The 19,494-nt window shown below is 60.5% G+C and carries 17 protein-coding genes; 2 read left to right on the top strand and 15 right to left on the bottom strand.

The annotated features are described in order from the left end of the window. Positions 1 to 72: 72 nt before the first annotated feature. The 14 genes from nuoF to LOY50_RS17910 form a co-directional block, all read right to left on the bottom strand. Positions 73 to 1,428 carry an NADH-quinone oxidoreductase subunit NuoF gene (gene nuoF / locus LOY50_RS17975; RefSeq protein ID WP_003203373.1) on the bottom strand — a complete coding sequence of 452 codons (1,356 nt, stop codon included), beginning with the start codon at positions 1,426 to 1,428 and terminating at the stop codon, positions 73 to 75. Beyond that, entirely contained in the window at positions 1,425 to 1,922 is a 498-nt protein-coding gene (gene nuoE / locus LOY50_RS17970; RefSeq protein ID WP_214512769.1) for an NADH-quinone oxidoreductase subunit NuoE, read from the bottom strand. The genes nuoF and nuoE overlap by 4 nt, the downstream gene beginning before the upstream one ends. Before the next feature lie 2 nt (positions 1,923 to 1,924). Then, positions 1,925 to 3,709: an NADH-quinone oxidoreductase subunit C/D gene (gene nuoC, locus LOY50_RS17965; protein ID WP_214512768.1), complete on the bottom strand. Its 1,785-nt coding sequence runs from the start codon at positions 3,707 to 3,709 to the stop codon at positions 1,925 to 1,927. A gap of 73 nt (positions 3,710 to 3,782) precedes the next feature. Beyond that, positions 3,783 to 4,457, bottom strand: coding sequence for an NADH-quinone oxidoreductase subunit B family protein (locus LOY50_RS17960; protein WP_013693708.1), 675 nt, complete (start codon positions 4,455 to 4,457; stop codon positions 3,783 to 3,785). A 10-nt stretch (positions 4,458 to 4,467) separates the two neighbouring features. Continuing rightward, complete coding sequence (locus LOY50_RS17955; RefSeq protein ID WP_003203367.1) at positions 4,468 to 4,881, bottom strand: NADH-quinone oxidoreductase subunit A; 414 nt, start codon at positions 4,879 to 4,881, stop codon at positions 4,468 to 4,470. Positions 4,882 to 5,641: 760 nt separating this feature from the next. Continuing rightward, a complete protein-coding gene (gene aceA, locus LOY50_RS17950) occupies positions 5,642 to 6,967 on the bottom strand; it encodes an isocitrate lyase (RefSeq protein ID WP_053123202.1) in 1,326 nt (441 codons plus the stop codon). A 455-nt stretch (positions 6,968 to 7,422) separates the two neighbouring features. Continuing rightward, entirely contained in the window at positions 7,423 to 8,184 is a 762-nt protein-coding gene (locus LOY50_RS17945; protein ID WP_253476221.1) for a secretin N-terminal domain-containing protein, read from the bottom strand. 192 nt (positions 8,185 to 8,376) lie between these two features. Beyond that, positions 8,377 to 8,802 carry a GNAT family N-acetyltransferase gene (locus tag LOY50_RS17940; protein WP_214512765.1) on the bottom strand — a complete coding sequence of 142 codons (426 nt, stop codon included), beginning with the start codon at positions 8,800 to 8,802 and terminating at the stop codon, positions 8,377 to 8,379. Next, a complete protein-coding gene (locus LOY50_RS17935; RefSeq protein ID WP_003203358.1) occupies positions 8,795 to 9,961 on the bottom strand; it encodes a cupin domain-containing protein in 1,167 nt (388 codons plus the stop codon). Before LOY50_RS17935 ends, LOY50_RS17940 begins: the two co-directional genes overlap by 8 nt. A gap of 84 nt (positions 9,962 to 10,045) precedes the next feature. Further along, entirely contained in the window at positions 10,046 to 11,416 is a 1,371-nt protein-coding gene (gene purB, locus LOY50_RS17930) for an adenylosuccinate lyase (RefSeq protein ID WP_258688764.1), read from the bottom strand. A gap of 330 nt (positions 11,417 to 11,746) precedes the next feature. Next, on the bottom strand, positions 11,747 to 12,370 hold the full coding sequence (gene hflD, locus LOY50_RS17925) for a high frequency lysogenization protein HflD (protein ID WP_214512763.1): 624 nt from the start codon (positions 12,368 to 12,370) through the stop codon (positions 11,747 to 11,749). After that, entirely contained in the window at positions 12,367 to 13,491 is a 1,125-nt protein-coding gene (mnmA, locus tag LOY50_RS17920; RefSeq protein WP_057450008.1) for a tRNA 2-thiouridine(34) synthase MnmA, read from the bottom strand. Before mnmA ends, hflD begins: the two co-directional genes overlap by 4 nt. A gap of 59 nt (positions 13,492 to 13,550) precedes the next feature. Beyond that, the gene (locus LOY50_RS17915; RefSeq protein ID WP_258688761.1) at positions 13,551 to 13,997 is read right to left on the bottom strand and encodes an NUDIX hydrolase; all 447 of its coding nucleotides are present in this window, start codon (positions 13,995 to 13,997) and stop codon (positions 13,551 to 13,553) included. Between the two features lie 568 nt (positions 13,998 to 14,565). Further along, positions 14,566 to 16,791, bottom strand: coding sequence for an NADP-dependent isocitrate dehydrogenase (locus LOY50_RS17910; protein WP_253476215.1), 2,226 nt, complete (start codon positions 16,789 to 16,791; stop codon positions 14,566 to 14,568). Positions 16,792 to 17,273: 482 nt separating this feature from the next. Between LOY50_RS17910 and icd the strand changes: the two genes are divergently transcribed. After that, entirely contained in the window at positions 17,274 to 18,530 is a 1,257-nt protein-coding gene (icd, locus tag LOY50_RS17905) for an NADP-dependent isocitrate dehydrogenase (RefSeq protein ID WP_018609234.1), read from the top strand. A 77-nt stretch (positions 18,531 to 18,607) separates the two neighbouring features. Here the strand turns inward: icd and LOY50_RS17900 are convergent, their stop codons facing one another. Further along, a complete protein-coding gene (locus LOY50_RS17900; protein ID WP_253476213.1) occupies positions 18,608 to 18,877 on the bottom strand; it encodes a cold shock domain-containing protein in 270 nt (89 codons plus the stop codon). A gap of 226 nt (positions 18,878 to 19,103) precedes the next feature. Here LOY50_RS17900 and clpS point away from each other — a divergent pair, with 226 nt between their 5' ends. Next, positions 19,104 to 19,466, top strand: coding sequence for an ATP-dependent Clp protease adapter ClpS (gene clpS, locus LOY50_RS17895; protein WP_003180089.1), 363 nt, complete (start codon positions 19,104 to 19,106; stop codon positions 19,464 to 19,466). The last annotated feature ends 28 nt before the right edge of the window (positions 19,467 to 19,494 follow it).

The raw sequence follows: 19,494 nt of genomic DNA, 5'->3' as shown, positions 1-19,494 counted from the left end.
ATCAACACAGCCGTTTACGGCGTCATCACACGAGAAGACGAAGGGCACGGACCCTTCGCCTTTTTTAAGCGTTTACGCGCCGACTACGATCGGCTTTGCCAGAGGCGGGACGACGGCGCTGGTGGGCGCGATGCCGGCTTCGAACTCTGGACGGAAGTATTTGATCGCGCTGCCCAACGGCTCCACGGCACCCGGTGCGTGAGCACAGAAGGTCTTGCCTGGGCCGAGGAAACCCACCAGACCCAACAGGGTCTCGATGTCGCCGGCCTGGCCTTCGCCGTTTTCAAGGGCCCGCAGCAGCTTGACGCTCCACGGCAGGCCATCGCGGCAAGGGGTGCAGAAACCGCACGACTCACGGGAGAAGAACTCTTCCATGTTGCGCAGCAGCGACACCATGTTGACGCTGTCGTCCACCGCCATCGCCAGGCCGGTACCCATGCGGGTGCCGACCTTGGCGATGCCGCCGGCGTACATTTGGGCGTCCAGGTGTTCCGGCAACAGGAACCCGGTACCGGCGCCGCCAGGCTGCCAGCACTTGAGCTTGTAGCCGTCGCGCATGCCGCCGGCGTAGTCTTCGAACAGTTCGCGGCCGGTGACGCCGAACGGCAGTTCCCACAGGCCAGGGTTCTTGACCTTGCCGGAGAAGCCCATGAGCTTGGTGCCCATGTCTTCGCTGCCGTCACGGGCCAGGGATTTGTACCAGTCCACGCCGTCGGCGATGATCGCCGGCACGTTGCACAGGGTCTCGACGTTGTTCACGCAGGTCGGCTTGCCCCACACGCCTACGGCGGCAGGGAAGGGCGGCTTGGAACGTGGGTTGGCGCGACGGCCTTCCAGGGAGTTGATCAGTGCGGTTTCTTCACCGCAGATGTAGCGCCCGGCACCGGTGTGGACGAACAGCTCGAAATCAAAACCGCTGCCCAGGATGTTCTTGCCCAGCAGGCCTGCGGCCTTGGCTTCTTCCACGGCACGGTTCAGGTGCTTGGCGGCGGTGGTGTACTCGCCACGCAGGAAGATATAGCCACGGTAGGTTTTCAGCGCGCGGGCGCTGATCAGCATGCCTTCGATCAGCAGATGGGGCAGTTGCTCCATCAGCATGCGGTCCTTCCAGGTGTTGGGCTCCATTTCATCCGCGTTGCACAGCAGGTAGCGGATGTTGATGGATTCGTCCTTGGGCATCAGGCCCCACTTCACACCCGTGGGGAAACCCGCGCCGCCACGGCCCTTGAGGCCGGAGTCTTTCACGGTCTGGACGATGTCGTCCTGGGCCATGTCGCTGAACGCCTTGCGCGCGGCGGCGTAGCCGTTCTTGGCCTGGTATTCGTCCAGCCATACCGCTTCGCCGTCGTCACGCAGACGCCAGGTCAGGGGATGGGTTTCGGCCGAACGCTGGATGCGGTTGGCGGGCCCGAAGGAAGTCAGGGTCATACGTAGCCCTCCAGCAATTTGGCGACGCCGTCAGGCGTAACGTCACCGAAGGTGTCGTCGTCGATCATCAGCGCCGGTGCCTTGTCGCAGTTACCCAGGCAGCACACCGGCAGCAGGGTGAAGCGACCGTCGGCGGTGGTCTGGCCCAGGCCGATGCCCAGCTTGCCCTGGATCTCGCTGACCACCGATTCGTGGCCACCGATGTAGCAGACCATGCTGTCGCAGACACGAATGATGTGACGGCCTACTGGCTGGCGGAAAATCTGGCTGTAGAAGGTGGCCACGCCTTCGACGTCGCTGGCCGGGATGCCGAGGATCTCGCCGATGGCGTAGAGCGCGCCGTCAGGCACCCAGCCACGTTCCTTCTGGACGATCTTCAGGGCTTCGATCGACGCCGCGCGCGGGTCTTCGTAGTGATGCAGCTCGTGCTCGATGGCCGAGCGCTCGGTTTCGCTCAGGGCGAAACGGTCAGTCTGGATAAGCGTGCTGTTCATGCTTAGCGGTCCACGTCGGCCATAACGAAATCGATACTACCCAGGTACGCAATCATGTCCGCGACCATGCTGCCTTTGATCACCGAAGGGATCTGTTGCAGGTGTGGGAAGCTTGGGGTGCGAATCCGGGTGCGGTAGCTCATGGTGCCGCCGTCGCTCGTCAGGTAATAACTGTTGATGCCCTTGGTCGCTTCGATCATCTGGAAGGACTCGTTGGCCGGCATGACCGGGCCCCACGAAACCTGCAGGAAGTGCGTGATCAGGGTCTCGATGTGTTGCAGCGTGCGCTCTTTTGGCGGCGGCGTGGTCAGCGGGTGATCCGCTTTGTACGGGCCTTCCGGCATGTTGCGCATGCATTGGTCGATGATCTTGATGCTCTGGCGCATTTCCTCGACGCGAACCATGCAGCGGTCGTAGGCATCGCCATTGGCCGCCAGCGGTACTTCGAATTCGAAGTTTTCGTAGCCGGAGTAAGGGCGCGCCTTGCGCAGGTCGAAGTCGCAACCGGTGGAACGCAGGCCGGCACCGGTGACGCCCCATTCCAGGGCCTCTTTGGTGTTGTAGGCAGCGACCCCGATGGTACGACCCTTGAGGATGCTGTTCTGCAGGGCGGCCTTGGTGTATTCGTCCAGGCGCTTGGGCATCCACTCGACGAAGTCCTTGACCAGCTTTTCCCAGCCGCGTGGCAGGTCGTGGGCAACACCACCGATGCGGTACCAGGCCGGGTGCAGGCGGAAACCGGTGATGGCTTCGATCACCGTGTAGGCCTTCTGGCGGTCGGTGAAGGTGAAGAACACCGGCGTCATGGCCCCCACGTCCTGGATATAGGTACCCAGGAACAGCAGGTGGCTGGTGATACGGAAGAACTCGGCCATCATGATGCGGATGACGTCGACCTTCTCCGGTACCTTGATCCCGGCGAGTTTCTCGACCGAAAGCACGTACGGCAGGTTGTTCATCACGCCGCCGAGGTAGTCGATGCGGTCGGTGTACGGGATGAAGCTGTGCCAGGACTGGCGCTCGGCCATTTTCTCGGCGCCACGGTGGTGGTAGCCGATGTCAGGCACGCAGTCGACGATCTCTTCGCCGTCCAGTTGCAGGATGATACGGAACGCACCGTGGGCCGAAGGGTGGTTCGGGCCGAGGTTGAGGAACATGTAGTCCTCGTTGGCGCCCGAACGCTTCATGCCCCAGTCTTCAGGCTTGAAGCGCGCGGCTTCTTCCTCGAGCTGTTGCTTGGCCAGGGACAGGCTGAATGGGTCGAACTCGGTGGCACGGGCCGGGAAGTCCTTGCGCAGCGGGTGACCTTCCCAGGTCGGCGGCATCATGATGCGCGACAGGTGAGGGTGGCCGGGGAAATCGATCCCGAACATGTCCCACACTTCACGTTCGTACCAGTTGGCGTTCGGCCAGATACCGGTCACGGTCGGCACGCTAAGGTCGCTCTCGGACAAGGCGACCTTGATCATTACGTCACTATTACGTTCGATCGACATCAGGTGATAGAACACGGTGAAGTCGACGCCGTCGGGCAGCCCTTGACGCTTGGTGCGCAGGCGCTCGTCCACGCCGTGCAGGTCATAGAGCATGACGTACGGCTTGGGCAGGTTGCGCAGGAACGTCAGGACTTCGACGAGTTTGGCGCGGGCAACCCAAAGCACCGGCATGCCGGTGCGGGTCGGCTGGGCGGTGAACGCCTCGGGGCCAAAACGGTTGTTCAGTTCGACGACCACATCCTGGTCGTCTGCCTTGTAAGGCGGGATGTACAGAGCACTGCCTGTAGTCATGGTTATTTATCGCTTTCGGTCAACGTAAAGAATGAAGCCAGGTTCTCGTTTCTTGTAGAGGAACAGAGCTGGATCAGACTTCGTCGGGGCTGCGCAGGTTGGTGACTGCGATACGCTGTTCGCGGCGCTGTTCCTTTTGCGATGGCATGTCGGCGCGATAGACGCCTTGATCGCCAACGACCCAGGACAGTGGGCGACGCTCCTGGCCAATCGACTCCTGCAACAGCATCAGGCCTTGCAGGAAAGCTTCAGGGCGAGGCGGGCAGCCGGGCACGTAGACGTCCACGGGCAGGAACTTGTCCACCCCTTGAACGACGGAGTAGATGTCGTACATGCCACCGGAGTTGGCGCACGAACCCATGGAGATAACCCACTTCGGCTCGAGCATTTGCTCATAGAGACGCTGGATGATCGGCGCCATCTTGATGAAGCAGGTACCGGCGATAACCATGAAATCCGCCTGGCGTGGCGATGCCCGGATCACCTCGGCGCCAAAGCGCGCGATGTCGTGGGGCGCCGTGAAGGCGGTGGTCATTTCCACGTAGCAGCACGAAAGACCGAAGTTGTACGGCCACAGGGAGTTCTTGCGACCCCAGTTGACCGTGCTGTTCAGCACGTCTTCGAGCTTGCCCATGAAGATGTTTTTGTGGACTTGATCTTCTAACGGATCGGCGACGGTTTCCCGTTCGCCAATCGGATACTGCTCGTTAGGAGCATCGGGGTCGATCCTGGTGAGATTGTATTGCATTGCCAAAGCCTCATTGTTTCAGCTTCGCTTGCCGCTTGCGCCGAGCTTCCGGAGCCCAATCAAGCGCCCCCACTCGGTAAAGGTAGACAAGACCTGCCAACAGAATTGCTATGAAAACGAGAGCTTCGACGAATCCGGTCCAGCCGCTTTCGCGGACGGACACAGACCATGCAAAGAGAAAGAGGGCTTCGATATCGAAGATCACGAAGAGCATCGCGACCAGATAGAATTTGGCTGAGAGCCGCAAGCGGGCACCACCGGTAGGTAGCATGCCGGACTCGAACGGTTCATTTTTGCTGCGGCCCCAGGCTTTTGACCCAAGCAGGCTCGATACACCGAGCATGAAAGCACACAGGCCAACAACGCCCAGAAGGAAAATGGCAAAGCCCCAATTGTGGGCCATGAGTCCTGTCGCTTCGGACATGCTGGAAATCCTTAACAGAGAGCAAAGGTCTCTGAGCTTGAATGAAATAACGCAGTGACGATATGTCGCAGCAATCAATCGCGGTGATTTTATGGCTAAACACCGGGCAAGTAAAATTCCTATAGCGAAATTATTTATTGGAATAAGGACATAGCGCACCTCCAGGACCCTGCGGCCCAGGCCTGGTGGGCGTTGGCCGGCTATTCATCAATAATATTTCGTGCGGAATGTAACAATGATAATGACTTCCAAATGATAATTATTATTATCTGTGGCGACCTTTTTGCGGTGCACTTAGTGTTGTGCCTGAAAGACTGTCTTACATCGCCGCTACTGTAATTGTCAGCGCCGCACGTTTTACTCCTTTTCGGACTGCCCAATACTGCGTTCGATCAATTTTTCTAGCCGGGCGCCGAAGTTTTGTGGGGGGAGGGGGCTGTGAGGATGGGATCTGCGTGGGGGACTGCTCCTGTGGGAGCCAGGCTTGCTCGCGATGCCGGCAACGCGGTCCCGAGGCAGACAGCGTAATCGTTCATCGCGGGCGAGCCTGACTCCCACAGATGCAGGCTTGCTCTTACAGCGTAGGTTGCTTCAAAAAAACGCGTGAAAAAACCAGGCTCGTCAGATCAATTCACTTCAAGGTGTGAAAAACGGAGCGGGAAAAGCCGGCAAAAAAAAGCCCCGAACCAGTCGGGGCGTCAGATCATCGGCTTTGCGGTTAGCTTTTACTCGGTCCGCAAGGGCCGTTTTACGGCGTGTATCAGTGGAACTGTTCTTCTTCGGTGGAACCGGTCAGTGCGGTCACCGACGAAGTGCCGCCCTGGATCACGGTGGTCATGTCGTCGAAGTAGCCGGTGCCCACTTCCTGCTGGTGAGCCACGAAGGTGTAGCCCTTGGCGGCGTCAGCGAACTCTTGCTCTTGCAGCTTCACGTAGGCGGTCATGTCGTTGCGGGCGTAGTCGTGCGCCAGGTTGAACATGCTGTGCCACATGTTGTGAATGCCGGCCAGGGTGATGAACTGGTGCTTGTAGCCCATGGCGGACAGTTCGCGCTGGAACTTGGCGATGGTCGCGTCGTCCAGGTTTTTCTTCCAGTTGAAGGAAGGCGAGCAGTTGTACGACAGCAGTTGGTCCGGGTATTCCTTCTTGATCGCTTCGGCGAAGCGACGAGCCTCGTCCAGGTCCGGCTTGGCGGTTTCGCACCAGATCAGGTCGGCGTACGGCGCGTAGGCCAGGCCACGGGCGATGGCCTGGTCGAGACCGGCGCGCACCTTGTAGAAGCCTTCCTGGGTGCGAGTGCCAGTCACGAACGGTTGGTCGTACGGGTCGCAGTCGGAGGTCAGCAGGTCAGCGGCGTTGGCGTCGGTACGGGCCAGGATGATGGTCGGTACACCGGCAACGTCGGCAGCCAGGCGGGCAGCGGTCAGCTTCTGCACGGCTTCCTGGGTTGGAACCAGCACCTTGCCGCCCATGTGGCCGCATTTCTTCACCGAAGCCAATTGGTCTTCGAAGTGAACGCCGGCGGCGCCTGCCTCGATCATGCTCTTCATCAGCTCGTAGGCGTTCAGGACGCCACCGAAACCGGCTTCAGCGTCAGCCACGATCGGCGCGAAGTAGTCGATGTAGCCTTCGTCGCCCGGGTTCTTGCCGGCTTTCCACTGGATCTGGTCGGCGCGACGGAACGAGTTGTTGATGCGCTTGACCACGGTTGGAACCGAATCCACCGGGTACAGCGACTGGTCGGGGTACATCGACTCGGCGGAGTTGTTGTCCGCGGCCACTTGCCAGCCCGACAGGTAGATCGCCTGGATGCCGGCCTTGACTTGCTGCACAGCCTGGCCGCCGGTCAGGGCACCCATGCAGTTGACGAAATCTTTCTCGGGACGGAAGGCTGGCTTGGCGCCCTGGGTCACCAGGTTCCAAAGCTTCTCGGCGCCCAGTTTCGCAAAGGTGTGCTCAGGTTGAACCGAGCCACGCAGACGGACGACGTCAGCAGCGGAATAATTGCGCTTCACGCCTTTCCAGCGCGGGTTTTCAGCCCAGTCTTTTTCAAGGGCTGCAATTTGCTGTTCGCGTGTCAGTGCCATGGAGATAAACCTCGTCGCATAGGTCTTGGTGGAAAATTCCTTGCTCCTGCCGACCAGGGATTGGCGTACAAGTCGGTTCAGGCGGGGAGGCGACGGGATGAACGATGGGCTCGAGGGGAAGTGAGCAGGTAGGGGCGAACTGCGGGCGCATTCGGGCGTCGTGGGCCTCCATACGAACTCAGAGTGATGCCGGGTTACCTAGTTACGCTTCCGTCCCTCGGGACAACTTCGTTCCAGTCGCAACCTCGTCAAACACACCTTGTGGGCGGTACAGACACGAATCGGCTCGCAGGGTAGTTGCAAGCGTCGACCCGAAGGCCCTTGCCAGGGCCCCTGATTAGCGGGAGCGAGGCCATCATGCCTTCGGTTTTTTGGCTCGTCAAACGTTTTGTAGTGCTTTTTTTGTGGCACTACATCTTTGGTCTAATACGACTCATCAGTCAGTTTTTGGTGCTTCAGTTCAGGGTGTCGACCTTGACCCGCAAAATCATGTCGTCGCGGCCCTGGGTAGAGTAGCTGCGGGTCAGGCCCTGCTTGTCGGCTTGAGTCTGGCGATTGACGCCGGCCAGGGTGATCCATTCGCCCAGGCGGCCACTGACGGTTGTGTCGGTACTCTGAACGTTCACTACATCGGGACGTTCCTGGCTCATGCGGTCACGGTTGGTACTGATGCTGAGATGAACGGTCTCGCCGGTGACGCTCGCCGTGACATAAAAACCCTGGGTGACGTTGCGGTATTCGGTCTGGCTTTGCAGGCGGCCGTAGTTGTCGGTCTGGCTGCTGGTGAAGGGCACGCTCTGGCCGACCTGGATCAGCGCCGGCTGGCCTTCGCTGGCTTGCACCTGCTGCACGCCGCCGTCACGGCTGGCGGTGCTGCGGTTGATGATGCGGGTCTGGCTGGGCGCGGCACCGTTGATCGAGTAACCCTGGTCGCCCTGCAGGTTGTTTTCGTTGGTGTCGACCGTGATCAGCAGGCGCTTGGGCGCGGTGTCCAATTGCGCGAGGAATTGCCGGAGTTCTTCGATCTTGCCGGGCTCGGCGTTGACGATCAGTTGGTTGCCGTAGGCGCTGACCTGGCCGTCCTTACCGATGAAATTCTGCGCCACCGGCAGCAGGTCGGCGCTGGTGCGGTAGTTCAGCGGCACGACTTGCGTATCGGCCAGGGCTGACAGGCTGCTACCAAGCAGCAAGAGGGTCAGCAGGGTGCGTAGAAGCATGTCCATTTCTCCATGAGACAAAGGCCTGATATTGCCAGTTTGTCGGCCCCGGGTGGCGCAAGTTGAATGTTAGACGGCAAAACGCCCCGGCATCGGTGGATGGCGGGGCGTTTTGGGCGTTGCATGATGCTTTTGTGGCGAGGGAGCAAGCTCCCTCGCCACAGGGTATTGTGTTGCTGCTTCCAGCGGTGTTCAGGCCGAGCGCCGCACCATGTCCACATGAGGAATCCCGGCTTCCAGGAACTCCTCGCTGACCACCGCAAACCCCAGCCGCTCATAGAACGGCGTGGCATGCACCTGGGCGCTGAGCATCTGTTGCTGGAGCCCACGTTTCTCGGCTTCGGCGATCACGGCGTGCATCAGCGCATCGCCCACCTTCAGGCCACGCCAGTCCTTGAGGACCGAGACACGGCCGATATGGCCGTCGGTCAACAGGCGGGCGGTGCCGATGGGAAAGTCGCCTTCAAACGCCAGGAAATGCACCGCGCTCTGGTCGTCGGCATCCCATTCCAGTTCAGGCGGAACGGATTGCTCGGCAATGAACACGGCCTCACGAATGCGCCGGATCTCGGCGTTATCCTTTTGCCAGTCTGCGACACGAACGTGAATTTTATTCATCGGCGAACCCCAGGCTGCCTTGCTTGACCAGCTCGCAGACCAGGCCGCGACCGTCTTCGTCGGCCAGCCACGGACCGAGGTTCTCGATGTGCAGGGCGTCGGCGGCGCAGATCATTTTCAGCAGTTCGCGCAGCTTGCCCGGCAGGTAACGGCTCTGGCCGCTGGCGAACAGCAGCAGGTCGTCATCGACTTCCGACCAGGCCAGGCGCGCGCTCGGGTTGCGAATGATCACGGCGCCTTGTTCCAGGCTGGCCAGCAGGTCGTCTTCTTCCAGTTCCGGGCCGACCACCAGTTCCGGGTAGCGCGGCTCGGTCATGAACTGGCCGAACCAGGTCAGCAGCAGGCGCTCGTCGCTCATGTGCTCGGCCAGCAAGCCCTTGAGGCGGTCGAGGGCGTCCTGCTGGATCTGGTGCGGGTCGGCTACAGGGCGCGCGTCGGCGTCGGTGTAGCGTTCTTCGTCCGGCAGGAACTGGCTGAGGAAGTCGGTGAAGTGGGTCAGCACTTCAGCGGCGCTCGGCGCACGGAAACCCACCGAGTAGGTCATGCAGTCATCCACGGCCACGCCACAGTGGGCCAGGCGCGGCGGCAGGTAGAGCATGTCGCCCGGTTCCAGGGTCCACTCGTCGGTGGCTTCGAATTCGGCGAGGATGCGCAGGTCGGCGTGCTGCAGCAGCGGGCTTTCGGAGTCGCACATCTGGCCGATTTTCCAGTTGCGCTGGCCATGGCCCTGCAGCAGGAACACGTCGTAGTTATCGAAATGCGGACCCACGCTGCCACCGGGTGCAGCGAAGCTGATCATCACATCGTCGATGCGCCAGCTCGGCAGGAAACGGAAGTTCTCCAGCAGCTCGCTGACTTCCGGTACGAACTGATCGACCGCCTGTACCAGCAGGGTCCACTCGCGCTCTGGCAGCTTGCTGAATTCGTCTTCGGCGAACGGGCCGCGACGCAATTCCCAGGGGCGCTCGCCGTGCTCGATCACCAGGCGCGATTCGACTTCTTCTTCCAGGGCCAGGCCGGCCAGTTCGTCGGCATCGATCGGGCTTTGGAAGTCAGGAATCGCCTGACGGATCAGCAGGGGTTTTTTCTGCCAGTAGTCGCGCAGGAACTCCCTTGCCGTGATGCCGCCCAGGAGTTGCAGAGGAATGTCAGGATTCATGTGTAACCTATTGAAAAAATATACTTTTCAGACGCGAATAAAAACGCCCGGCGCGGCCGGGCGTCTCAAGGGTAAAGCCGTGGATCAGATGCGCTTGGCTTGTGCCGCTGCGTTGCCGATGTAGCTGGCTGGCGTGAGCTTTTTCAGCTCGGCGCGGGCCGCGGCAGGCATGTCCAGGCCATCGATGAAAGTCTGCAACGCTTCAGGGCTGATGCCCTTGCCACGGGTCAGCTCTTTCAGCTTTTCATACGGGTTTTCGATGTTGTAGCGACGCATCACGGTCTGGATCGGCTCGGCCAGGACTTCCCAGCAGGCGTCCAGGTCGGCGGCGATCTTCTGCTCGTTCAGTTCCAGCTTGCTGATGCCCTTGAGGCTGGCTTCGTAGGCAATGACGCTGTGGGCAAAACCCACGCCCAGGTTGCGCAGCACGGTGGAGTCGGTCAGGTCGCGCTGCCAGCGGGAGATCGGCAGTTTGCTCGCCAGGTGCTGGAACAGCGCGTTGGCGATGCCCAGGTTGCCTTCGGAGTTTTCGAAGTCGATCGGGTTGACCTTGTGCGGCATGGTCGAGGAACCGATTTCGCCGGCGATGGTGCGCTGCTTGAAGTAACCCAGGGAAATGTAGCCCCAGATGTCACGGTCGAAGTCGATCAGGATGGTGTTGAAGCGCGCGATCGCATCGAACAGCTCGGCGATGTAGTCATGCGGTTCGATCTGGGTGGTGTAGGGGTTGAAGCTCAGGCCCAGCTCGTCTTCGATGAAGGCGCGGGCGTTGGCTTCCCAGTCGATGTCCGGGTAGGCCGACAGGTGGGCGTTGTAGTTGCCCACGGCGCCGTTGATCTTGCCCAGCAGCGGCACGGCGGCCGCCTGGGCGATCTGGCGCTCCAGGCGGTAGACCACGTTCGCCAGCTCCTTGCCCAGGGTGGTCGGCGAAGCCGGTTGGCCGTGGGTGCGCGACAGCATCGGCACGTCGGCGAAGCGGATCGCCAGCTCGCGGATGGCCTGGGCGGTCTGGCGCATCAGGGGCAGCATTACCTCATCACGGCCTTCGCGCAGCATCAGGGCGTGGGACAGGTTGTTGATGTCCTCGCTGGTGCAGGCAAAGTGGATGAACTCGCTGACATTGGCCAGCTCCGGCAGCTTGGCAGCCTGCTCCTTGAGCAGGTATTCGATGGCCTTGACGTCGTGGTTGGTGGTGCGCTCGATCTCTTTGACGCGCTCGGCGTGCTCCAGCGCGAAGTTGTCCGCCAGGGTGTTGAGCACCGCGTTGGCTTCGGCGGAGAACGCCGGGACTTCAGGGATGGCAGGGTGGGCGGCCAGGCGCTGGAGCCAGCGCACTTCAACCAGGACGCGGGCACGGATCAGGCCGTACTCGCTGAAAATCGGGCGCAGGGCCTGGGTTTTGCCGGCGTAGCGGCCGTCAACAGGGGAAACCGCAGTGAGCGAAGAGAGCTGCATGGGGTGTTCTCGGACAGTCGGGCAACGAAATGGGGCGCGTATCATACATGAAAACAATCGCCGGTCCGTCGCCAACTGACCGGCGTGTTACGCGTAACGAGATAAAACTTTTAATACCTGTGGCGAGGGAGCTTGCTCCCGCTGGGCCTGTAGGAGCTGTGTAGGAGCTGTCGAGTGCAACGAGGCTGCGATCTTTCCCCAGACGCTTGAATCTCAAGTGAAAGATCAAAAGATCAAAAGATCAAAAGATCGCAGCCTCGCTTCGCTCGACAGCTCCTACAGGTCCAGAGGGGGCAAGCTCTCTTGCTACAAAAAAACGGTCGAGGCGACTTATTCGTTGCGCATCAACGGGTAAAGCTCTTTCAGCAATTTGCGCCGGCTGATCACCAGTTGCCAGCGATGGCCGCCCAACTGCCGCCACAGCCGTGCCGAACGAATCCCGGCCAGCAACAGGGCGCGGATCTTCGAGGCATTGCTCGGTTGCTGCAGGTTGCGCATGTCGCCATGCACCTGGATGCGCTGGCGCAAGGTGCTCAGGGTGTCCTGGTACAGCGCGCCGCAAGCCGCGACGACGTTTTCGTGGGACGGGCCGAAGTGCTCGACCTGGGACTGGATCTGCGGCAAGCGTTTGCCGATGGTCTCCAGCAGGTCGTCGCGCTTGGCCAGCTGGCGCTCAAGGCCCAGCATCGACAGGGCGTAGCGCAGCGGTTCGCGTTGCAGGGCGCTGGGATCGCGCTCCAGGGCGCCGATCAGCGCACGATAGCCTTCGCGCAGGTTCAAGTCGTCGCCGCCGTAGACTTCCAGGGTGTCCTTGGGGTCGCGAACCAGCAGGCTGCCGAGCATGCAGGCCACGCCCGCTTCGGTGGCCTGGCCGGTCTTGGCGATCCTGTCCACCAGCACGGCGGCGAGAAATACGCCGCCCAATGCCGTCAGTTGTTCCTGGATGGGGTTCATGCCTTGCTGCTCCAGGGTTCTGCGACTTCGATCACGCCGCCGCCCAGGCATATTTCGCCGTCATAGAACACCACGGACTGGCCGGGCGTGACCGCCCGCTGCGGGTCATCGAAGGTGGCACGGTAGCCCGTGGCGGTTTTTTCCAGGGTGCAGGGCTGGTCGCTCTGGCGGTAGCGAACCTTGGCCGTCAGGCGGCGTGGTTCGCTGAGGTCGATCGGGTTGACCCAATAGATGTCGGAGGCGAGCAGGGCGCGGGAAAACAACCATGGGTGGTCGTTGCCCTGGCCGACGATCAGCTCGTTGTGCTCCAGGTCCTTGACCAGCACGTACCACGGCTCTTCCCCGGCGTCTTTCAGGCCGCCGATGCCCAGGCCCTGGCGCTGGCCGATGGTGTGGTACATCAGGCCATGGTGACGGCCGATGACTTCGCCTTCGGTCGTCTTGATCTCGCCCGGTTGGGCCGGCAGGTATTGCTTGAGGAAGTCGCTGAAACGGCGCTCACCGATAAAGCAGATCCCGGTGGAGTCTTTTTTCTTGGCGGTGGCGAGCTGGTGTTTCTCGGCGATCGCGCGCACTTCGGGCTTTTCCAGTTCGCCTACCGGGAACAGGGTCTTGGCGATCTGCTCGCCGCCGACGGCGTGCAGGAAGTAGCTCTGGTCCTTGTTCGGGTCCAGGCCCTTGAGCAGTTCGGTGCGGCCGTCGATGTCGCGGCGGCGCACGTAGTGACCGGTGGCGATCAGGTCGGCGCCGAGCATCATGGCGTAGTCGAGGAACGCCTTGAACTTGATTTCGCGGTTGCAGAGGATGTCCGGGTTCGGCGTGCGGCCGGCCTTGTATTCGGCCAGGAAGTGCTCGAACACGTTGTCCCAGTACTCGGCGGCGAAGTTGGCGGTGTGCAGCTTGATGCCGATCTTGTCGCACACGGCCTGGGCGTCCGCCAGGTCGTCCATGGCGGTGCAGTATTCGGTGCCGTCGTCTTCTTCCCAGTTCTTCATGAACAGGCCTTCCACCTCATAACCCTGCTCGATCAGCAGAAGGGCGGAAACGGAGGAGTCCACGCCGCCGGACATGCCGACAATGACGCGCTTCTTGGATGTGTCAGAAGGAGCTGGATCACGCATAGGAGTTCAATGAGTGTCTTGAAAAAGGACGCGATTCTATCAGGCCCGGGCGCACAAGGCTAAAGAGAAGGACGGATCAGCGTCAGACTGTGGCAGTGGCCGGCCAGATAATCGTCGATGCAGCGGATGATCAGCTCGCTGCGCCAGTGCTCGCGCTGTTCTAGCAGTTCGTCGCGGGTCAGCCATTTGGCGCCGAGGATGCCGTCGTCCAGTTGATACTCGGGGTGGTGTTTCAGGGCCTTGGCGGCGAAACAGACGCGCTGGTAGGTCACGCCGTTGCTGGGGGCGGTGTAGAGGTAGATGCCGGTGACGCTGGTGGGTTCGACGTCCCAGCCGGTTTCTTCGAGGGTTTCGCGTACGGCGGCTTCGATGAGGGTTTCGTTGGGGTCCAGGTGGCCGGCGGGCTGGTTGAGTACTGCGCGTCCGGCCTTGGATTCTTCCACCATCAGGAAGCGGCCGTTGTCTTCGACGATGGTGGCGACGGTGATGTGGGGTTGCCAGTTCATAGGGTTCTTCTATTTTTCAGGTTGGGATGTGGGGTTTGCAGTTGGCTGGGGTTTTGTTGATTGAGTACATATCCGTTGCTGCGGTCAGGGCTGCCTATGGTTCCGCTCTTACAGCGGGTCACTTTTGGAAGAGCGCCAAAAGTAACCAAAAGCGCTTTGCCCCACCACTCGGTGCCTCGCTTAGGCTCGGCATGCTCGAACGCAGGCATTGCTCCGTGGGCCCACTGCGCAATACCTGCGTTCGGCCATCGTGGTTAACGGGGCGCCCCAGATCAAGATCAAGAGCGAGGCGGCCTAACGGCCGGCCTGGCTCGCCCGGTCGTACACCTGTCAGATCTGTGGGAGCAAAGCTTGCTCGCGAGGCGGCCTGACAGCCGGCCTATCTCTCCGACCGTACCCCGATCTTATTGTGGGAGCGAGCTTGCTCGCGATAGCGGTGTGTCAGTCAATATTTGAATTGAATGATTAATTGCTATCGCGAGCAAGCTCGCTCCCACAGGGGTGGGGGCTAAATGCCAGAAACACAAACCCCGGCACAAGGCCGGGGTTAGTGGTACTGCCTACAACCTTACACCAGCGCAGCAATCGCCGCGTTGAAGGTGTTGCTCGGGCGCATGGCCTTGCTGGTCAGCTCCGGGTTGGCGAAGTAGTAACCGCCGATGTCCATGGGCTTGCCTTGCACGGCATTGAGTTCGGCAACGATTTTTTCTTCGTTGTCGGTCAATGTCTTGGCCAGGGAAGCGAACTGAGCCTTGAGGGCTGCGTCGTCGTCTTGAGCGGCCAGTGCCTGGGCCCAGAACAGGGTCAGGTAGAAGTGGCTGCCGCGGTTGTCGATGCCGCCGACCTTGCGCGAAGGCGATTTGTTGCGGTCCAGGAACTCACCGGTAGCCTGGTCCAGGGTCTTGGCCAGCACCAGTGCTTTCGGGTTGTTGTAGGTCACGCCCAGGTGCTCGAGGGACGCGGCCAGGGCCAGGAACTCGCCCAGGGAATCCCAGCGCAGGAAGTTTTCTTCCAGCAACTGCTGCACGTGTTTGGGGGCCGAGCCGCCAGCGCCGGTTTCGAACAGGCCACCGCCGTTCATCAGCGGCACGATCGACAGCATCTTCGCGCTGGTGCCCAGTTCCATGATCGGGAACAGGTCGGTCAGGTAGTCGCGCAGTACGTTGCCGGTCACCGAGATGGTGTCCTTGCCTTCGCGGGTGCGGGCCAGGGTGAACTTCATTGCGTCGACCGGCGACATGATGCGGATGTCCAGGCCGGCAGTGTCGTAGTCCTTCAGGTAGGTCTGGACTTTCTCGATCACGACGCCGTCATGGGCGCGCATCGGGTCCAGCCAGAAGATCGCCGGGGTGCTGCTGGCGCGGGCGCGGTTGACGGCCAGTTTGACCCAGTCCTGGATCGGTGCGTCCTTGGTCTGGCACATGCGGAAGATGTCGCCAGCTTCGACGCTCTGCTCCAACAGGGTGCGGCCGTTGCTGTCCGAAACACGGACCACGCCGTCGACCTTGATCTGGAAGGTCTTGTCGTGGGAACCGTACTCTTCGGCTTTCTTGGCCATCAGGCCAACGTTCGGCACGCTGCCCATGGTGGTTGGGTCGAAGGCGCCGTGTTGCTTGCAGTCTTCGATCACCGCCTGGTAGATGGTGGCGTAGCAGCGATCCGGGATCACGGCCTTGGTGTCGTGCAGTTGGCCGTCGGTGCCCCACATCTTGCCGGAGTCACGGATCATGGCTGGCATCGAGGCGTCGACGATGACGTCGCTCGGCACGTGCAGGTTGGTGATGCCTTTGTCGGAGTTGACCATCGCCAGGGATGGGCGCGCTGCGTAGACCGCCTGGATGTCGGCTTCGATCTGCGCCTGCTGCTCGGCCGGCAGGGCCTTGATGCGGGCGTACAGGTCGCCGATGCCGTTGTTCAGGTTGAAGCCGATCTGCTCCAGCACTTGTGCGTGCTTGGCCAGGGCGTCTTTATAGAACTCGGCAACGATCTGGCCGAACATGATCGGGTCGGAGACCTTCATCATGGTGGCCTTGAGGTGAACCGACAGCAGGACGCCTTTTTGCTTGGCGTCTTCGATTTCAGCGGCGATGAAGTCGCGCAGGGCGTTTTTGCTCATCACGGCGCAGTCGAGGATCTCACCGGCTTGTACGGTGGTTTTTTCCTTCAGGACAGTGGCAGTGCCGTCCTGGGCGATCAGCTCGATTTTCACGCTGCCGGCGGCGTCGATCAGGGCGGCTTTTTCGCTGCCGTAGAAATCACCGGTGCTCATGTGGGCCACGTGGGACTTGGAGTCGGCTGCCCAGGCGCCCATTTTGTGCGGGTGCTTGCGGGCGTAGTTCTTGACCGACAGCGGCGCGCGACGATCGGAGTTGCCTTCGCGCAGGACCGGGTTCACGGCGCTGCCCTTGATCTTGTCGTAGCGGGCGCGGGCGTCTTTCTCGGCGTCGCTGGCCACGGTTTCCGGGTAGTCCGGCAGTGCGTAGCCCTGGGCCTGCAATTCCTTGATCGCGGCCTGCAGTTGCGGTACCGAGGCGCTGATGTTCGGCAGCTTGATGATGTTGGCTTCAGGCGTAACGGCCAGGTCGCCCAGTTCGGCGAGGTGGTCGGCTACGGCTTTGTCACCCAGTTGCTCGGGGAAGCTGGCCAGGATGCGCCCTGCGAGGGAGATATCGCGGGTTTCCACGGCGATATCGGCCGAAGCGGTAAAGGCTTCGACGATCGGCAGCAGCGAATAGGTGGCGAGGGCGGGCGCTTCGTCGGTGAAGGTATAGATGATCTTCGAGCGGGTGGGCATATTCGGATTAACTCTCTTCTTTGCTAAAGCATGCGCAGAAACTCGAGGGGCGCCGGGTAAGCGCGTTCGTTCAAAGTCATCCGTGAACCGAATGTCGAGGTTTCTTCGCGGTGATGTTGGGTGCATCAGTCGAGCGTCAAGCGGTTGGGCCGCGGTAACGGTCCGGCTTCTAAATTGGCGGAAAGTCCTGTGATAGAGCGCTCAGCCAACGTGACCCTGTGGTCAGCGGCGGCATTATACATAGGTAGCTGGCAATCTGCCGATGGTTCATGGACTTCCGTACACGTCCATTGGTCTAAACGTCGCAGTACCCAAGGAGCGGGCTATGCTCATGTTTGGCGCTTTTCCCTTGGTTTTCAGGGTTGTACACCGCGAACTGCAACGCTTTACCCCGGATGAGCCTAACGTAGGGTTTGCGCGCCGATTCAAGTGGGGTACGCTCGAACGCAGCCAGATGTTCAATCCAAGCAATGGAGTTCAGCATGGGGTATCAAAAGATTCAGGTTCCAGCCGTCGGTGACAAAATCACCGTCAATGCAGACCATTCTCTTAATGTTCCCGACAACCCGATCATCCCCTTCATCGAAGGCGACGGCATTGGCGTCGATATCAGTCCGGTCATGATCAAGGTTGTGGACGCTGCGGTTCAGAAGGCCTATGGCGGCAAGCGCAAGATTTCCTGGATGGAAGTCTATGCTGGTGAGAAAGCGACTCAAGTCTACGATCAGGACACTTGGCTGCCCCAGGAAACCCTGGACGCGGTCAAGGATTACGTGGTTTCCATCAAGGGCCCACTGACCACGCCGGTGGGCGGTGGTATCCGTTCGCTGAACGTGGCCCTGCGCCAGCAGCTCGACCTGTACGTGTGCCTGCGTCCGGTGCGCTGGTTCGAAGGCGTGCCAAGCCCGGTCAAGAAGCCTGGCGACGTGGACATGACGATCTTCCGCGAGAACTCCGAGGACATCTACGCTGGCATCGAGTGGAAGGCCGGTTCGGCCGAAGCCACCAAGGTCATCAAGTTCCTGAAAGAAGAAATGGGCGTGACCAAGATCCGTTTCGACGAGGATTGCGGCATCGGCGTCAAGCCGGTTTCCAAGCAGGGCACCCAGCGCCTGGCTCGCAAGGCTTTGCAATATGTTGTCGACAACGACCGCGATTCGCTGACCATCGTGCATAAAGGCAACATCATGAAGTTCACCGAAGGTGCCTTCAAGGAATGGGCCTACGAAGTGGCAGCCGAGGAGTTCGGCGCGACCCTGCTCGACGGCGGGCCGTGGATGCAGTTCAAGAACCCGAAGACTGGCAAGAATGTCGTCGTCAAGGACGCCATCGCCGATGCGATGTTGCAGCAGATCCTGCTGCGTCCGGCTGAATATGACGTGATCGCCACCCTGAACCTGAACGGTGACTACCTGTCCGACGCCCTGGCGGCGGAAGTGGGCGGTATCGGTATTGCGCCGGGCGCCAACCTGTCCGACACCGTGGCAATGTTCGAAGCCACCCACGGTACCGCGCCCAAGTATGCCGGCAAGGACCAGGTCAACCCGGGCTCGCTGATCCTGTCGGCGGAAATGATGCTGCGTCACATGGGTTGGACCGAGGCGGCCGACCTGATCATCAAAGGCACCAATGGCGCGATTTCGGCCAAGACCGTGACCTATGACTTCGAACGTCTGATGGAGGGCGCCAAGCTGGTGTCGTCCTCGGGCTTCGGCGATGCCCTGATCTCGCACATGTAAGCGGATCGGCGCTCAGCGCGAATGCCCGGCTCGAGTGATCGAGCCGGGCATTTTCATTTGTCCGGTGCGGCGGCCGGTCAATGAGTCTCGGTGACCCTGACATTGACAGGGGTGGGTACATCTTCGACGGTGACAAGCCTGATGTTGACCGCGTGCAGGCCCTTGGGTCCCTGGATGACGTCGAACGTCACAGGCTGTCCGGCCTTCAGGGTTTTATAGCCTTCCATGTTGATGGCCGAGTAATGGGCGAAAAGGTCTTCATCATCCCTGCCGGCCGCGATAATGAAACCGTAGCCCTTGGCATTGTTGAACCATTTCACCTTGCCATTCATCTTGACTACCGACATAACCCATTTCCCTCTGCAACGCACTCCATCACTGGAGTATCATCCAGTCCATCCGCAGGCTAATCTTGAAGTAAGGATAGATTCCACGGACCTTTTTAACCCACGATGGGCTCTATTGGTTGTAACACCGTTTTGCCGATAGTCAAGGTGGCCGGGTGGTCGTGGTTGAAATCGTCCACAAGCGCCCCCATCACTGTATTCGCCAACTAAACGAACCTTTCTTTCCATGCATGCAGTCAGCCAGATTCGACTAACATTCAATCAGGATCGCCCGGATCTACACGACGACGATTCCGCAGGCATTGCTGTTCAGGAGGCAAAGCCTGCATTACAGGCGCCACCGATGTACAAGGTGGTTTTGTTCAACGATGACTACACACCGATGGATTTCGTCGTCGAAGTGCTCGAGGTGTTTTTTAACCTGAATCGCGAGCTGGCGACCAAGGTCATGCTGGCCGTCCATACAGAGGGACGGGCAGTATGTGGAGTGTTTACCCGCGACATCGCCGAGACGAAGGCCATGCAGGTCAACCAGTACGCCCGGGAAAGCCAGCATCCGCTACTCTGTGAAATCGAGAAGGACGGTTAACGCCGACCACTTGGGTATGAGGTGAAGC

Source organism: Pseudomonas sp. B21-010, from assembly GCF_024749325.1.
GTDB classification, from domain to species: Bacteria; Pseudomonadota; Gammaproteobacteria; order Pseudomonadales; family Pseudomonadaceae; genus Aquipseudomonas; species Aquipseudomonas kilonensis.
The sequence above is the reverse complement of the archived record's forward strand: the minus strand, read 5'-3'. Positions and strand labels throughout refer to the sequence as shown.

What these genes read in the sequence shown, in the direction of transcription:
- nuoF (WP_003203373.1), bottom strand. Translation starts at nt 1,428, where the DNA reads ATGACCCTGACTTCCTTCGGGCCCGCCAACCGCATCCAGCGTTCGGCC.
- nuoE (WP_214512769.1), bottom strand. Translation starts at nt 1,922, where the DNA reads ATGAACAGCACGCTTATCCAGACTGACCGTTTCGCCCTGAGCGAAACC.
- nuoC (WP_214512768.1), bottom strand. Translation starts at nt 3,709, where the DNA reads ATGACTACAGGCAGTGCTCTGTACATCCCGCCTTACAAGGCAGACGAC.
- LOY50_RS17960 (WP_013693708.1), bottom strand. Translation starts at nt 4,457, where the DNA reads ATGCAATACAATCTCACCAGGATCGACCCCGATGCTCCTAACGAGCAG.
- LOY50_RS17955 (WP_003203367.1), bottom strand. Translation starts at nt 4,881, where the DNA reads ATGTCCGAAGCGACAGGACTCATGGCCCACAATTGGGGCTTTGCCATT.
- aceA (WP_053123202.1), bottom strand. Translation starts at nt 6,967, where the DNA reads ATGGCACTGACACGCGAACAGCAAATTGCAGCCCTTGAAAAAGACTGG.
- LOY50_RS17945 (WP_253476221.1), bottom strand. Translation starts at nt 8,184, where the DNA reads ATGCTTCTACGCACCCTGCTGACCCTCTTGCTGCTTGGTAGCAGCCTG.
- LOY50_RS17940 (WP_214512765.1), bottom strand. Translation starts at nt 8,802, where the DNA reads ATGAATAAAATTCACGTTCGTGTCGCAGACTGGCAAAAGGATAACGCC.
- LOY50_RS17935 (WP_003203358.1), bottom strand. Translation starts at nt 9,961, where the DNA reads ATGAATCCTGACATTCCTCTGCAACTCCTGGGCGGCATCACGGCAAGG.
- purB (WP_258688764.1), bottom strand. Translation starts at nt 11,416, where the DNA reads ATGCAGCTCTCTTCGCTCACTGCGGTTTCCCCTGTTGACGGCCGCTAC.
- hflD (WP_214512763.1), bottom strand. Translation starts at nt 12,370, where the DNA reads ATGAACCCCATCCAGGAACAACTGACGGCATTGGGCGGCGTATTTCTC.
- mnmA (WP_057450008.1), bottom strand. Translation starts at nt 13,491, where the DNA reads ATGCGTGATCCAGCTCCTTCTGACACATCCAAGAAGCGCGTCATTGTC.
- LOY50_RS17915 (WP_258688761.1), bottom strand. Translation starts at nt 13,997, where the DNA reads ATGAACTGGCAACCCCACATCACCGTCGCCACCATCGTCGAAGACAAC.
- LOY50_RS17910 (WP_253476215.1), bottom strand. Translation starts at nt 16,791, where the DNA reads ATGCCCACCCGCTCGAAGATCATCTATACCTTCACCGACGAAGCGCCC.
- icd (WP_018609234.1), top strand. Translation starts at nt 17,274, where the DNA reads ATGGGGTATCAAAAGATTCAGGTTCCAGCCGTCGGTGACAAAATCACC.
- LOY50_RS17900 (WP_253476213.1), bottom strand. Translation starts at nt 18,877, where the DNA reads ATGTCGGTAGTCAAGATGAATGGCAAGGTGAAATGGTTCAACAATGCC.
- clpS (WP_003180089.1), top strand. Translation starts at nt 19,104, where the DNA reads ATGCATGCAGTCAGCCAGATTCGACTAACATTCAATCAGGATCGCCCG.